Annotated in this window: 16 protein-coding genes; 11 read left to right on the forward strand and 5 right to left on the reverse strand. The window is 50.2% G+C overall.

Annotation, left to right across the window (positions count from 1 at the left end):
• Positions 1-18: 18 nt before the first annotated feature.
• Genes KNO87_RS00860 through KNO87_RS00875 form a run of 4 tightly spaced genes read right to left on the reverse strand, consistent with a single transcriptional unit; the run spans position 19 to position 2,754 of the window.
• Positions 19-297 (reverse strand): Fe-S cluster assembly protein HesB, encoded by a 279-nt coding sequence (locus KNO87_RS00860; RefSeq protein WP_214793561.1) that lies wholly within the window; start codon positions 295-297, stop codon positions 19-21.
• Positions 294-2,027: an arsenical pump-driving ATPase gene (arsA, locus tag KNO87_RS00865; RefSeq protein ID WP_214793832.1), complete on the reverse strand. Its 1,734-nt coding sequence runs from the start codon at positions 2,025-2,027 to the stop codon at positions 294-296. The genes KNO87_RS00860 and arsA overlap by 4 nt, the downstream gene beginning before the upstream one ends.
• 37 nt (positions 2,028-2,064) lie before the next feature.
• The gene (gene arsD / locus KNO87_RS00870) at positions 2,065-2,424 is read right to left on the reverse strand and encodes an arsenite efflux transporter metallochaperone ArsD (protein ID WP_483298043.1); all 360 of its coding nucleotides are present in this window, start codon (positions 2,422-2,424) and stop codon (positions 2,065-2,067) included.
• Between the two features lie 12 nt (positions 2,425-2,436).
• A complete protein-coding gene (locus KNO87_RS00875; protein WP_214793555.1) occupies positions 2,437-2,754 on the reverse strand; it encodes an ArsR/SmtB family transcription factor in 318 nt (105 codons plus the stop codon).
• Between the two features lie 200 nt (positions 2,755-2,954).
• On the opposite strand from KNO87_RS00875, the gene KNO87_RS00880 reads away from it, so the two are divergent.
• The 8 genes from KNO87_RS00880 (at position 2,955) to KNO87_RS00915 (ending at position 10,991) form a co-directional block, all read left to right on the forward strand.
• Entirely contained in the window at positions 2,955-4,436 is a 1,482-nt protein-coding gene (locus KNO87_RS00880; protein ID WP_214793552.1) for a SulP family inorganic anion transporter, read from the forward strand.
• A gap of 69 nt (positions 4,437-4,505) precedes the next feature.
• Complete coding sequence (locus KNO87_RS00885) at positions 4,506-4,919, forward strand: universal stress protein (RefSeq protein ID WP_214793549.1); 414 nt, start codon at positions 4,506-4,508, stop codon at positions 4,917-4,919.
• 111 nt (positions 4,920-5,030) lie between these two features.
• Positions 5,031-5,237: a PLD nuclease N-terminal domain-containing protein gene (locus KNO87_RS00890; RefSeq protein WP_078147432.1), complete on the forward strand. Its 207-nt coding sequence runs from the start codon at positions 5,031-5,033 to the stop codon at positions 5,235-5,237.
• On the forward strand, positions 5,234-6,082 hold the full coding sequence (locus tag KNO87_RS00895; protein ID WP_214793546.1) for an ABC transporter ATP-binding protein: 849 nt from the start codon (positions 5,234-5,236) through the stop codon (positions 6,080-6,082). Before KNO87_RS00890 ends, KNO87_RS00895 begins: the two co-directional genes overlap by 4 nt.
• Positions 6,082-6,840 carry an ABC transporter permease gene (locus tag KNO87_RS00900; RefSeq protein ID WP_214793543.1) on the forward strand — a complete coding sequence of 253 codons (759 nt, stop codon included), beginning with the start codon at positions 6,082-6,084 and terminating at the stop codon, positions 6,838-6,840. The genes KNO87_RS00895 and KNO87_RS00900 overlap by 1 nt, the downstream gene beginning before the upstream one ends.
• A gap of 92 nt (positions 6,841-6,932) precedes the next feature.
• The gene (locus tag KNO87_RS00905; protein WP_214793540.1) at positions 6,933-8,567 is read left to right on the forward strand and encodes a C39 family peptidase; all 1,635 of its coding nucleotides are present in this window, start codon (positions 6,933-6,935) and stop codon (positions 8,565-8,567) included.
• 175 nt (positions 8,568-8,742) lie between these two features.
• The gene (locus tag KNO87_RS00910; protein ID WP_214793537.1) at positions 8,743-9,978 is read left to right on the forward strand and encodes a DUF1343 domain-containing protein; all 1,236 of its coding nucleotides are present in this window, start codon (positions 8,743-8,745) and stop codon (positions 9,976-9,978) included.
• Positions 9,979-10,091: 113 nt separating this feature from the next.
• Positions 10,092-10,991 (forward strand): CAP domain-containing protein, encoded by a 900-nt coding sequence (locus tag KNO87_RS00915; RefSeq protein ID WP_214793535.1) that lies wholly within the window; start codon positions 10,092-10,094, stop codon positions 10,989-10,991.
• An 81-nt stretch (positions 10,992-11,072) separates the two neighbouring features.
• Here the strand turns inward: KNO87_RS00915 and KNO87_RS00920 are convergent, their stop codons facing one another.
• On the reverse strand, positions 11,073-11,468 hold the full coding sequence (locus KNO87_RS00920) for a hypothetical protein (protein ID WP_214786675.1): 396 nt from the start codon (positions 11,466-11,468) through the stop codon (positions 11,073-11,075).
• Between the two features lie 143 nt (positions 11,469-11,611).
• On the opposite strand from KNO87_RS00920, the gene KNO87_RS00925 reads away from it, so the two are divergent.
• The 3 genes from KNO87_RS00925 to KNO87_RS00935 are packed head-to-tail and all read left to right on the forward strand — an operon-like array spanning position 11,612 to position 14,776.
• The gene (locus KNO87_RS00925) at positions 11,612-12,544 is read left to right on the forward strand and encodes an ABC transporter ATP-binding protein (RefSeq protein ID WP_214793532.1); all 933 of its coding nucleotides are present in this window, start codon (positions 11,612-11,614) and stop codon (positions 12,542-12,544) included.
• An 11-nt stretch (positions 12,545-12,555) separates the two neighbouring features.
• The gene (locus tag KNO87_RS00930; RefSeq protein ID WP_214793529.1) at positions 12,556-13,689 is read left to right on the forward strand and encodes an ABC transporter permease; all 1,134 of its coding nucleotides are present in this window, start codon (positions 12,556-12,558) and stop codon (positions 13,687-13,689) included.
• The gene (locus tag KNO87_RS00935) at positions 13,676-14,776 is read left to right on the forward strand and encodes an ABC transporter permease (RefSeq protein ID WP_214793527.1); all 1,101 of its coding nucleotides are present in this window, start codon (positions 13,676-13,678) and stop codon (positions 14,774-14,776) included. The genes KNO87_RS00930 and KNO87_RS00935 overlap by 14 nt, the downstream gene beginning before the upstream one ends.
• The last annotated feature ends 65 nt before the right edge of the window (positions 14,777-14,841 follow it).

The following is a 14,841-nucleotide window of genomic DNA, read 5'->3' on the forward strand; positions in this document are numbered from 1 at the left end:
CTCTATTTAATTATTTTTTTAGCAAGATGGTTGTAAACCGTGTAACACGAGTGTGATGCCGTCTTCTGTCGACTCGACGTCGAGCGTGACGTTTTCTGCCAATACTTCAGCTTCCTTCGCAACGGCAAACGTGAGCGTGCCGAATTGCTTCACCTCGTCTGTCTCTTCTGGTGTAGCCACGGCTAGACCGAGCGTCGGTCCACAGCAGCCCGCCTCTGTGATGATGCGGACCGATTTTGTCTCTTCCTCTTCTAGCGCGGTTTGTAAAAAGTCGATTGCTTCGTTTGTGATGTTCATCTTACTTCCTCCTTTAGTAATTGAGATAACGCTGAATATCCGACAGGCAGTTGTTCTTGCCATGCGAGAATCGTCGGACGCGGATTGTTGTTCACACGCTCAAGCCATGTCGTCTCGCTCGCGACTTTCGCTGTCAATAACTGACTCGTGACGTCGAGTGGCGTGAACGATTGGTTCACGACCCAGGCGAACGGTTGAATTTCGGCGCGCTTCAAGTCCGCTGTGAGTCTTTCTGCTTCATACACCGGCGTCGCTTCTGGGAGTGTCGTGATGATGACGTGCGTTTGTTTCGGGTCACGCAGTTTCGGTAGTAACGTTCGGACCGCTTCCGGGACGACGCCGGTCGACCGTTCGAGTTCGCGGTGATAGCTCTCCGTCGCATCTAATAGGAGGAGCGTATGACCTGTAGGTGCCGTATCGATGACGACGAAGCGGTCTTTCGCTTTCGCCACTTGATCGGCGAAGGCACGGAAGACGGCGATCTCTTCGGTGCACGGTGAGCGCAAGTCCTCCTCGAGCATCATCCGTTGCTCCTCGTTCATGTCCCCTGCTTCTCGGAACACATCCGTCCGATACTTCTCAATCTCGGCTTTCGGGTCGATCGCATCGACGGTGAACGTCTCTGAAACATCTGCTCCAATCGTCAGAGCAACGTGCGCGGCCGGGTCTGTGGTCGTCAAATGGACAGCATGCCCTCGGTCATGGAGTGCGACGGCAAGGAGCGAGGCGAGTGTCGTCTTCCCGACACCACCTTTCCCCATTGTCATAATCACACTCGGACCGTCCGCTTCCAGTTCGTCGACGAGTTGGTCGACGGACTCGTAACGACTCGTGTCATAACGTGCATCCGAAATGGCGACCGGCTCTCTGCTCACAAAACGCTGGAGAGCGGATATCCCGACGAGGTTTTCGTACGCATACGGGAGCGTGAACGTCTCGAGGTCGACGACACCATTCGGGAGATCGTCAAGCGCTTGCTGTTGTCGCTCGATAAATCGTTTCGTATAGCGGTCTGTCCCTTCACTTGACTCGACGACACCGTTGATGACGAGTTGCATGCGCTCGATGCCGATTGCGCGAAGCTCGGTCGCAGCACGCGCCGCTTCGACGAGTGTCGACTTCTCAGGACGCGCGACGAGCAGTAACGTCGTTTCATTGGCGTCAGTGAGCGTCTCGACGGCTTGTTTATACTGCACTTGCTTATCCGCAAGACCTGCAAGTGGACCGAGGCAAGACGCCCCGGTCGTATTCGTCTCTAAAAACTCATCCCATGCGCTCGGTAACGTCAGTAGTCGCAACGTATGCCCAGTCGGTGCCGTATCGAAGATGACATGGTCATATCGTTCCCGTGCCACTTTTGACGTCAACAGTTCTGTGAACTGATCGAATGCCGCAATCTCAACCGTACAGGCGCCAGACAATTGCTCTTCCATCGACTGGATGGCCACGTCCGGTAACACGCCACGATACGGACCGACCATACGTTCCATATACTGTTTTGCCGCCTGTTCCGGGTCAAAGTTGGCGATTTCGAGCGTCGTCCCTGTGACGATTCGCGGTGTCTCATCAAGTTCCATCTCAAAGACGTCTTGCAAATTACTCGCCGGGTCGGTCGAGACGAGTAAGATCTGTTTCCCACGATTGGCGAGCGTCAAGGCGAGACTCGATGCCGTTGACGTCTTCCCGACCCCACCTTTTCCGGTTAAAAACACATAACGGGTCGGGTCCATCGCCTGAAAATCAAATGGTTTCAATGTGAGCAACTCCTTATTTTTTGAGTGAGATTCGAACTTTCGGTTTTTCTCCGTCTTGTTTCGCGAATGCGGCAATCGGTAATCCTGTCAACTCCGCCATCTCTTCATTCGTCAAATAAGCGCCCTGCTTCACAATCTTCCCGTCGACGAGCGTCATCGGGAGCACATCGAGCCCGTTCATGATTTCGGCTTGGACGATCGCATTCTCAACAAATCGGTTCGGTTCCGACGCAAGGTTATAGCGTGACACGTCAAACCCTCGTTGCTGTAACACGTAATGAATCGTCGCCACCCGTGTCAGTTCCGGGTCGATGGACGGTCCGCACAATCCGGTCGGACAACACATGGCTGGTTCAAACACTTCAAGTTTCATTTTCATCTCTCCTCAAATGGCACAATTCGGCTCACAATCACAATTCGGTTCAGTTGATTCTAACTTCGATAACAAATCAGTGACGAGCGGATAAAATGGACTCGTCTCATTTAACCGATAATGAATCCACTGCTTGTCTCGACGTTCGAGTAAGAGTCCCGCCTGGCGCAACATCTTCAAATGGCGACTGATGGCCGGTTGTGAGATATCGAAACAATCGACGAAACTACAGGCGCACTGTTCGCCCGCTTCCATCTGCTTCAACATCGTCAGCCGGGTCGGGTCTCCGAGCACTTTGAGCACTTTACTCAGTTCTTCTACGGTATACATGTTGACTCCTCACCTTCAATATAACTTTTTCGTTATATAACCTTCACGTTATGAAATTACCATAGTTTTTCAAACGAAGCAATTGTCATTTTTCCTTGGATTCGGTATGATGAAACACGTTGAAAATGAACGGATTGTATCATTTTGATTTTCGTGAGACTCGAAGATCAAATCACTTTATTAAGGAAAGGTGTGTTCTTTTGGAAAAATTGAATACGTTGAAACACGAATGGTTCGGAAATATCCGGGCCGACATTTTGGCTGGGATTGTCGTCGCCTTGGCGCTCATCCCGGAAGCTATCGCCTTCTCCCTCATCGCGGGAGTCAACCCGATGGTCGGGCTTTATGCCTCATTCATCATCGCCATGGTCATCTCATTTGCCGGAGGTCGTCCAGCGATGATTTCCGCTGCGACCGGAGCGATGGCGCTTGTCGTCGTCTCCCTCGTTGCTGACCACGGTCTTCAGTATTTACTGGCTGCCGGTATTTTAACGGGGATCATTCAAATCGTCCTCGGCTATCTCGGAATCGCCCGCTTGATGAAATTCATCCCACGCGCCGTCATGGTCGGATTCGTCAACGCGCTTGCGATTTTGATTTTCCAGGCACAGTTATCAAACTTTGAAGGTGAGAGCTGGATCATCTGGGCGATTGTCGCCGCGTCACTTGCTATCATTTTCTTATTCCCACGTGTCACAAAAGCAATTCCCGCACCGCTCGTCGCCATCGTCGTCATGACGATCCTTGCGATCACGCTCGGTCTCGACACGAAAAACATCGGGGATATGGGAACGATTTCGGCGACACTTCCGGACTTCTTGTTCCCGGATGTGCCGTTCACGCTCGAGACGCTCATGATCATCTTGCCATACTCGATCTCACTTGCCTTCGTCGGCTTGATCGAATCGCTCTTGACGGCTCAAATCGTCGATGACATGACTGGGACGGACTCAAACAAGAACCGTGAATCTCGTGGACAAGGAATCTCGAATATCATCGCTGGGTTCTTCGGTGGGATGCCAGGATGTGCGATGATCGGACAATCGGTCATCAACGTCTCGTCCGGTGCACGAGGTCGTCTCTCGACGTTCACGGCCGGACTCGCTCTCTTTATCATGATCATGACGATCAGTGATGTGCTCATGCTCATCCCAGTTGGTGCACTCGTCGGGGTCATGTTCTTCGTCTCGTATGCGACGTTTGACTGGGGCTCGCTTAAAGCGATGCGTACCGCTCAAAAATCAGACACAGTCGTCATGCTCGTCACGGTCATCGTCACTGTCTTCACGCATGACCTGTCACTCGGTGTGCTCGGTGGGATTTTGACGGCCGCGATTTTATTCGCTGCCAAAATTTCAAAAATCGACCTCGATCGCCAAGTCACGTCACATCGCGCGGACTATACGGTCAACGGGCAATTATTCTTCGCTTCCACGTCTGAATTCGTCAACCAGTTCGACGTGACCGAAGACGTAGATGCGGGTCTCCAACACGTCACCATCGACTTTGCGAATACGCATCTATGGGATGACTCGGCAATCGGCGCCATCGATAAGGTCGTCTTCAAATACCGTGAAGTCGGGATTGAACCTGAACTTCTCAACTTGAACAAAGACTCTGAAAAACTGCTCAACACGCTCGCACTTCACTTGAAGCAACAAGATGCGAACGCGGGACATTGATTCATCGTTTCCCCGCTTCATTAAATCACCTATACTAAATGTAGAACGTGCGAAAGAGGAGGAATTTTCATGGGAAAGGTATTTTTAGCGGCAGACGGTTCTGCCCACTCGAAACGTGCGCTTGAAAAGGCGATTCAACTCGCAAAGGCTTCGAATGCGTCAATTGACATCGTGCATGTCATCAGTGCGAAAGAGTCAAAAGAAGCGGCCCTCAACTCAACGGGCAAAATTGACTTGGAAACGAAACGAAAACAGATGCTGAAACCGTTGTTCGATTTGACGGAAGCAGAAGGCATCCCTTACGAGTACATCGAACTCCGTGGTGAGCCAGAAGTCGAACTCGTCAAATATGCGAACCATGAGCCATACGAATATGTCGTCGTCGGGTCACGCGGATTGAACACGTTTCAAGAGTTCGTCCTCGGTAGCGTGAGTCATAAACTCGCAAAACGTGCACTCGCTCCCGTCATCATCGTCAAATGATTTCCTTTCCCCGTCTCTTCGTGAGATGGGGATTTTTTGTGTCCATACAGGTGACGCCCTATTCTTGTAGAATGTGTAAGGGTAGGCTATTTTTCTAAAGGAGGTCTCACGATGGACATCGCAAATGATCCGAATACACTTTTTCTCATCCTATTACCTGTCCTCATTTTGCAACTCATTTTGCTCGTCGTCGCCTTGATCGATTTGTTCAAACGGGACATGACGAACGGACCGAAATGGGTATGGCTTCTCGTCATCGTCTTCATCAATATTCTCGGTCCTATTATCTACTTCTTATGGGGACGGACTCCACGATGAAAGTGACGCACTTGACGAAACAATTTGGCTCATTCACGGCACTCGATGATGTTAGTTTCGAGTTGCGCCCAGGCTGTACCTCACTACTCGGGGAGAATGGAGCCGGCAAAACGACCTTATTGAACTTGCTCGCCCGAGTCACGGAACCGACGAGCGGAAAGATGAGCGGACACGACCACATCCGAATTGGCTATTTGCCACAACGCCCTGCCCTCTACCCGTCTCTCACTCCTGTCGAGACGATTCGATACGCCGCCGAATTGACAGGAACGAAACACATCGACCCTGTCAGTCTGCTAAAGCGTGTCGGGCTTGAACCGGTCGACCGTCCGGCCTCGAACTTATCCGGTGGAATGCGTCAGCGTCTCGGCATCGCCCAGGCGCTCGTCCATGACCCCGAATTGCTGTTACTCGACGAACCCGTCTCAGCTTTAGACCCACGTGGACGACGAGAAGTGCTCGACTTATTGAGCGACTTGAAACGAGAGCGAATGATTCTCTATTCGACACACGTCCTCCCGGATGCTGAAGAAGCGAGCGACTGGGTGCTCTTGCTTCGAAAAGGAAAATTACTGATGGAAGGAACGGTGACAGACTTGCTCGGTTCGAAATCGACGATTGAATTGCGTCTCTTCGATGATCCGACGAGCGAAGCGGATTGGAGCACGTTAGCAGGTGTACGTCGCGCGACGAGAACGGGTTCGACGTGGACGTTTGAATCGACGGACCGAGACGTCGCCGAACGGGCGATTTTACATCGGGTACTGGAACTGAACGTCACTGTTCAATCCCTACACGTCGGGCATCCATCACTCGAGTCTTTGTTTTTGGAGGTGAATGCCTGATGCGCACGGCAATCTTCAAACAAGAATGGCGGGAGTCATGGGCGAACAAACGACTCATTTGGATTCCAATCGCGCTCATGCTCCTCGCTTCGATGCAGCCGCTCACGCTTTACTTCTTACCCGATATCCTCGCTTCTGGCGGGAACTTACCGGACGGTGCTGTCATCGATATTCCGACACCGACTCCGGAAGAAGTGTTGATTTCCGTCAGCGAACAACTTCGCCAAATCGGACTCCTCGTCGTCTTGTTGTCGGCGATGCATACGTTTAGCCATGAACGGACGAACGGGACACTCGCCTGGCTCAAGTCGTTACAAATCCCGACGTCACGCATCGTCATCAGCAAATGGGCGCATTATGCCTTATTGACCGTCGGTGGTATTTTGCTCGCACAAACGGCAGCCGCATACTATACAATCATCTTATTTGATTCATTTGACTGGTTGGATTTTCTCATATCGACCATATTAATCGTTTGCCATTTCATTGTTCAGTTATCGATTTTCTTTTTCATCGCAGCGATTCTTGAAAGTGGTGTCGTCGCAGTCGTCTTGACGCTCGGTCTTCACTTCGTCATATCGCTCGTGATTGGTTGGATCGACCTCGATTGGATGCCTTGGATGCTCGGTCCTTTATCGAGTCAGGTTCTCCTCACAGAAGTGAATCTCATTTGGCCACTCGTGACAGGACTCCTCGTCGTGATCGTCTCGCTTTTCCTCGCGTCAAAACGCCTGCGGTTCATGAGTCATTCGGCGTAAACGTCTGACTCTTCAATTGAATCCTTTGCCTCAGCTTCACATTGGATAAATATGGGTATCTCTTTTGTATTCGTATCGAGGAGGTTCAATAGATGGGATGGAAAAGAAGAATCGGCATCGGGCTTTTCATAGGTGCCCTATGGGTGAGTCCCCAACTCGTTTTCGCTGAAGGGTCGTTTCAACAGACGGATGACGGGATTGTCTACACGTCGAGTGACGGGACAATCTCGACGGGGTGGCAACAGATTGACGGAAATACGTATTTTCTAAATGCGGACGGGATCCTTCTCACAGGTTGGCAAGAAATCGACGGAGCTACATATTATTTTGAAACGGATGGTCGCCTCATCACGGGCACCTACTCCATCGACGAAACGACTTATACCTTTGGTGAAGACGGGAAGCTGCTAACCGGATGGCAAGAACGGGATGGGGCCGTCTATTTTTACGACAAGACCGGTCAGCCCGTCACAGGATTCCAGACCATCGATGGCAAACGGTACTACTTCTCATCGGAAGGGATACGCCTCTCTGGTTGGCAAACAATTGCGGGCGTAAAACATTACATTTTTTCAGACGGAACGATTCGTACCGGCATGTACACGCTCGGTGGAAAAACGTACTTTCTATTGAACGACGGTAAAGTCGCAACGGGATGGCAAACAATCAAAACACGTTCTTACTATTTCGGAAGTGATGGGGTCCGTCGTCAAGGTTTGGCATGGGTCGGGAAAGACGTATACGGATTTCATCCGACGTACGGATATAGCCTGAAAGGGACATATCGGTTGCGCGACCGAAATTACTTATTCGATTCAAAAGGAAAACGACAATATGGACTGCAACGAATCAATGGCAAAACATATGGGTTCCACCCTCAGTACGGGTATCGTCTAAAAGGGAAATTCAAGATGGGCAACCAGACGTACTTCTTTCATTCGACCGGCGTACAGGAAATCGGATGGAAGTACTCGACACGATATGAATATTTCGCACCGGCACTGACGAAGAAGACGGACTGGCAGCTGATCAAGGGACAGTGGTACTACTTCGATTCGAACGGACGTATGTATCAAAACAAGCGTATCGGCAATGCCGCGTTTGACGCGAAAGGTGTCTATTCTCCCCGGCTATCGATTTATAAGATGAGCGTCCCCCTCTATCGTCAGTTCCCGATGGGGTATCCGTCCGGTTGTGAGTTCTTCTCACTTAAAATGGCACTTGAAGAAAAAGGACGCGCCGTCAGTGCCTCGACACTATATAACGAGATGCCGAAAAGTATGTGGAACGCGCGTTATGAGAATCGGTTATACCGCTGGGTCGACCCGAACGTCATGTTCACCGGGGATCCGCGCCGTACGCTCGGTAAGTATAAAAACTACGGCATTTATCCGAAAGGGATGATTGGATTCTCCAGCAAATATCGACCGGTGAAAGACTTGTCAGGGCAAGGACTCGCCTCGATCGAGCGGGAACTGTCGATGGGTAACCCGGTTATCGTGTGGGCAAGTGTCGACTTCAATAAACCGTACGGCTACTTTAATTGGTATACCGCCTCGAACAAGAAATTCACCGGATACGTCAACTATCATGTCATGTTGGCGACAGGCTATGACAAATCGAATTTATACATCAACGACCCATACCGTGGTCGACTCGTCGTCCCGAAATCAAAAGTGAGCGCCGTCATGGGCGCCACGGGATGGAAAGCGCTCGCGGTCAGATAATCTTGAACGTGTCTTTCATAAGAAAGACGCGTTTTTTGTATCTTGATAGGACGATAGTATGAAAATCAGAAATATAAATTCCTATTTTTGTTACAAAATGTTGAAATTAAATTTCTAAATGATACACTCCTGTTAAGAAATTAAAGCGCTTACATGATGAAGAGGAGGAACTCGAATGAAAAAGTGGATAGGTGGTATGGCGGCATTGACGCTACTCTCGACCTCAATCGTCTTGCTTGATGCGGACGCGAAGTCAGATCCGAAAAAGCCAAAGGTCGAACTAGGTGTCGATCGCTTGATGGAGAATCCGGACATCTTGAAAGGAAAACGAGTCGGGCTGATCACGAATCCGACCGGGATCAATGCAGAGCGGACTAGCATCGTCGATTTGTTCGATCAGTCCGATGATTTCGAATTGACGGCACTTTACGGACCGGAGCATGGGGTTCGAGGCGACGCCCAAGCCGGCTCCACCATCAGTTCGTATATCGATGAAGTGACAGGATTGCCGGTATACAGCTTATACGGGGCCACGAAGAAACCGACGGCTGAGATGTTAGAAAATGTAGATGTGCTCGTCTTTGACATTCAAGACGTCGGAACTCGCTTCTACACGTATATTTACACGATGGCATATGCGATGGAGGCTGCTGCTGAGAATAATATCCCATTCGTTGTGCTGGACCGTCCAAACCCCCAAGGCGGACTTCGTGTCGATGGTCCAGTCCTCAATCCCGAATACGCTAGCTTTATCGGGCTCTATCCGATTCCTTTGAAACACGGAATGACCGTCGGCGAACTCGCTCAACTATTCAATACGGAGTATCAGATTCAAGCCGACCTCGAAGTTGTGAAAATGAAAGGATGGAAGCGTTCGATGATGTATGAGGATACGGGGCTTCCGTTCGTTATGCCGTCCCCAAACATGCCGACGACAGACACGGTCAACGTCTATCCTGCGACCGGATTGTTTGAAGGGACGAATTTATCAGAAGGACGCGGCACAACAAAACCGTTCCAACTGATTGGTGCTCCGTATATCCAAGCGCATGAGTATGCGAAAGAGCTGAACGACCTTGACTTGCCTGGTGTCGCCTTCCGAGCCGCCTCATTCACTCCGACGTTCTCAAAACACTCGGGCAAACTGACGCACGGAGTCGAGGTCTATGTCACCGACCCGACTCGATTCGAATCGACGAAAACCGGGATTGCGATGATTCAAACGGCACACGATTTATATCCCGATGACTTTGAGTTTTTAGCGAACGACTTTATCACGAAATTGACAGGGAATGCTTACGTCAAAGACATGATCCTTGAAGGGGCTCCACTTGAAGAAATCCTGACGAAAATTGAGGACGAACGAGACGCGTTCCTTCCAATCCGAAAAGAATATTTACTTTACAAATAATGAAGCGAGGGTGGGCTCAAGAAGAGTCCATCTTTTTTGTAATGAAATGGTAAAACCAAAAATCGACCAAACAATATAGAATATAGGGAGTCCGATAAAAGGAGTCGATCGAATTGAAAAAAATCATGACTGCCTTTCTCTTGACCCTCATCGTTTCGCTATCGTCAACATTGTCGCAACAACCAATCGTTGCACATGCGTATACGGAAGTATCGGTCAACACGAAAGGATATGTGACAAACATCAGTAAATTATATGCGCGCCCTACTCCATCGCTCAGTGCCCCAAGACTATCGGCGATTGCCCGAGACGGCTCGATGCGCGTGCGCACCACCTTTTTCGTGAACGGAGAGCGCTGGTATAAGATTCAATGGGGCAATGGCTATGCCTATGTGCCTGGAGATTATGTCCGTTTGTCTACAGCGGAAGTTCCTTTCACGACACCGACTTTTGTGAAACCTTCGAGCGTATACGTGAAATCTGCGCCGCTGACAACGTCATCGAACGTGAAATTTTTACGTCAAGGCACTTCACTCGAGACCATCTCCTATCGCTATACCGGGACATCACGATGGTATAAGGTCCGTTACGGATCTTACATCGGATATCTTCAAGCCAAACATGTCAGCTTCACGTCTCCGATTAACGTGTTGACCGAGACGAACAAAGAACGACAGTCAGCCGGCTTATCGCTTCTCGCCGCTTCAAACGAAGCGAACCTTGTCGCACAAGTCCGGGCGAATGAAATGGCTCGGACGGGCCAGTTCTCCCATACATTAAAGGAGAACGGTACACCTGGTGACACGTTAGATGCTTATAACGTGACATATCGAGGATGGGGAGAAAACATTTACAAGGGTTCGAGTGACCCAATTCGGGCAGTTGACGCCTGGATGAATAGCAGCGGTCACCGTGCCAACATACTGAATGCGAACTATACACATCTCGGGATTGGCAAAGCGACCGATGCCCAAGGTTCGACCATTCACGTCCAAATCTTTTTAACGAAATAATCGATCAGAACCAGTCACAGATGTGGCTGGTTTTTATTGCACAAAAAAAGCGGATACGCATCCGCTCAAACTCCTATACATTTACACTTCATGCTCTTTCACGAGCACACGAAAACGCGGTCGGACGGTCAATTCGATTGACGTCACGGTCCGCTTCCGGTCTTCTGCGAGGACAATCAACAACTCCGCATGATCACGCCGGTCTTCTAAAATTTCGACTTTGCTGACGGTCCGAAGCAACTGATAGTAGAGGAGTTCCCCTTCCCGGTCTTTCACATTGATTTCAAACTCGTGATAGCTCGGTGATATTTTAAAGTAGAACGTCTCTTCTTTATTCGTAAATCGAAAAATCGACTCGTCATAGTAAAACGGTAACGTCGAATCCATACGTTTCGGTTCGACTGTACAAAAAGCAGAAAGTACAATCTCGTCCGGGAATAACGCCCCCTCATGTTTGTTGAATTGCCACCCTTTCATCCCAATCCCTCATTTCGACACAATAATTATCTGAATAATTAGATTATTGCACATTTCAACCCGTTCGGACAGGTATATTCGTGACAATTCTCGAACACCTTTGTGTAGAATGATACGTCTGTTTCAACAGAAGGGAGTGCACTATGTCAATCATCTCGCTCGACCATGTCACGAAACGGTTTGGGGACACACTCGCCTTGAACAATCTCAGTCTAAACGTCGAAGAAGGAGAGCTCTTCGGACTTCTCGGTCCGAACGGGGCCGGTAAGACGACCGCCATCTCCGTCATGCTGAATTTGTATGAAGCTGACTCAGGGTCGATTCATATTTTTGGACAATCGATGCCAAAAGACGAACTGTCCATCAAGCGACGTGTCGGAATTGTCCCACAGCACGTCTCCGTCTATGATCAGCTGACCGTCTATGAGAACATCCAGTTTTTCGCCGAATTGTATGGATTCAGTCCCAAAGAAGCGAAACAAAAGACCGAGGCCGCGATTGCTTTCGTTGAACTCGATGCCCACCAAAAGAAACGACCACCCGAACTGTCTGGCGGTCTCCTCCGTCGCCTCAACATCGCATGCGGAATTGTCCATGAACCTGAACTCATCTTCATGGATGAACCGACCGTCGCCATCGATCCGCAGTCACGGAACACGATTTTAGAGAACATCCGTGAACTGAATCGTCGCGGGGCGACCATCATCTATACATCACACTATATGGAAGAGGTCGAGCTACTCTGTGACCGCATCGCAATCGTCGACGAAGGGAAAATCATCGCCGAAGGGACGCAAGATGAACTGAAAGACCGTGTCATGACGCTTGAGACGGCCCGTATCAAAGTCGATGCACTCACGCCCCATCTGCTTGAACGACTCGATGCACTCGACCACGTTCAAAAAGTGCAATATGAAGAACCATATATCGAGGTGTCACTCGATAAAGATACGCCGCTCGCCCCGCTCCTTGACACGCTCCATCAGGAACACGTTCACTTCACATCCATCACGGTCGACCGCCCTTCCCTCAATACCGTCTTTTTGGCATTGACCGGGAAGACACTCCGGGAATAGGAGGCGATTTCATGTGGACTTTCATCAAATACGATGTGAAACAGCGATTACGAGACCGTGCCACACTCTTTTGGATGCTCCTCTTTCCGCTCATCCTCATCTTCGGTCTCGGGACGATGTTATCGGCTGTCTTTAGTGACACGTTCAAACTGCCCGTCACAAATGTCGCGTACGTCGAATCATCAACCGACCAGTATCGTGAGCCGCTTGAGAACTTTTTGAATGATGAAGACATTCAGGCGTTCATCCGGCTCGTCCCTTATGAAGATATCGATTCGGCCGAGCGTGGCGTGAACGATGGGGATGCGGACGTCATCTTACAGCTCGAAGGAAGTGACATCACGCTTTTATATGAAGAGCCGACGACCGTCGAGTTTGACGTACTCGAAGCCATTCTCGGTCAGTATACGGCGATTGCCAACCAACAGATTACGCTCGCAGAGGCCGGTGTGTCGGCCCCGTACGAGAATGAGTCGTGGCTTGATACCGAGAGTGTCGACCTCGCGGGACGGACCCCGACCTCACTCGAATATTTCACCGTCACCATCTCGATTATGACCGCTTTGTTCGGGTCGTTTTATATCACCGCGATGGCACGGGAAGAACAGCCGAACACGGGCAGCTATTTACGGATTCAAGCCGCTCCTGTCCGAACCATCCAGTATCGGCTCGCGCGGACGTTCAGCCGCTACGTCATCATTTTACTTCAGCTCATCTTATTGTTTTGGTTCAGCCATTTCGTCTATCGAACGTTTGATTTGGCAAACGTTCAGTTCGTTTATTTAATCCTCGCTTGGCTCGCCTTGACTGCATATGGAGTCGCCATCGGGTTTGTCATCGTCAACCTTCCAAAGCTGAGTACGACGACGAAAGATGCAATCGTCAACGGATTCGTCGCCATCATCATGATTTTATCGGGTGGCTACGTTCCTGGATTTGATCAAGTGACGCTAAACTACGCACCGTGGGCAGCCTATGTATTCATGCCGATCTTTATGCGAGACGGGATGCTCGCCGTCATGCTTCGAGAAGGTGATATGAGCGTCTATTGGGAAAGCCTCGGTTTACTCGGGATTCATTTGCTCGTCTTCATTGCGCTCAGCTATATTCTGTCGAAAGGGGTGAAGCGCCATGGTACTCATTAGGCACGTCGCCAAGCGGATGCTCCGAAAGAAAGGGCTTTGGGTATTCACATTCGTATCGATGTTCGGTTTCGCGCTCATCTTATCCTTCGTCGGGAGTACCTCGAGTCTCAATGCATCGATTGGAATTGTCGATGAGGACGGAGGTATTCTTGCCGAGCGTCTTATTGAAGAAGCCGAGCGCTTTGGACGCGTCACCTTACTTGAGACGAGTGGCGAGGACGTCTTGTTAGAGGGTGAAGATATCGTACTCCTCATCCCAAAGAATTTTACAGAACGAGCCTTTGACGAGGACATGCCCCGTCTTTCGTTCTCCGCGATTGCGGGCAGTGATGCTGCTTTGGTCGAACAGGCACTGAACGGTCATTTGTCGCGTGAACGTCAACTTCTCGAGGCGAGCGGATTTGATGAAGAAACGTTCGAACAACTTGCGGCTAAGGAGACAGAAAACGGCTACACGCTATCAAGCGAACCGTTTCAAGAGAGCGTCGCCACGACCGCGCGTACGCAAGCCTTTTTCGGTCTCTTGTCGTTCATCATGATGTCGACGTTTCTCCAGTTCATCCCGATGTTTGTCGCGGACGACCGAGACGAGAAGATCTACGCCCGCCTGTTCGCCTCACCGGTGACACCCCGGCGTTATTTCGCATCGCTTCTCCTCGCCTTCTATCTCGTCGGCTATGTCTATGTCATGCTGCTGATTGGTGTGAGTCTCGTCCTTTATGGTCAAGACGTCTGGACTCACCTCCCTACCGTCTTCGCCTTGTTCTCGGCCTACCTGCTCGTCTGCCTGGCGTTTGGAGGACTCATCGCCGTCTTTGCGACAAATCGGGAGAAAGCGAATATTTTTCAAATTTCGGTCACAATGGCATCCGCCATCACCGGGGGCGCATTCATCAGCCTGCTGTGGTTACCGGAATCATTAAAAGTGGTTGGTCGTTTCTTACCGACCTATTGGTTGAACAACGGGGTGATCACTATGTACGAGGGACAGTTCCCATTCCTCTCCATTCTCGTCATGATCGGCATGACCGGCATCGTCTTCGTGTTGACGATTCTCGTATTGAAGAAGCGTCCGCTTACCGTTTAAGCAAGCGAGTCCTTCGGCTTTCGTCGCAGGACTCCTTCTTTATGAATCATCATAGCTATTGAAAG

The organism is Exiguobacterium sp. s34 (assembly GCF_018617435.1).
Taxonomy (GTDB): domain Bacteria; phylum Bacillota; class Bacilli; order Exiguobacteriales; family Exiguobacteriaceae; genus Exiguobacterium; species Exiguobacterium aestuarii.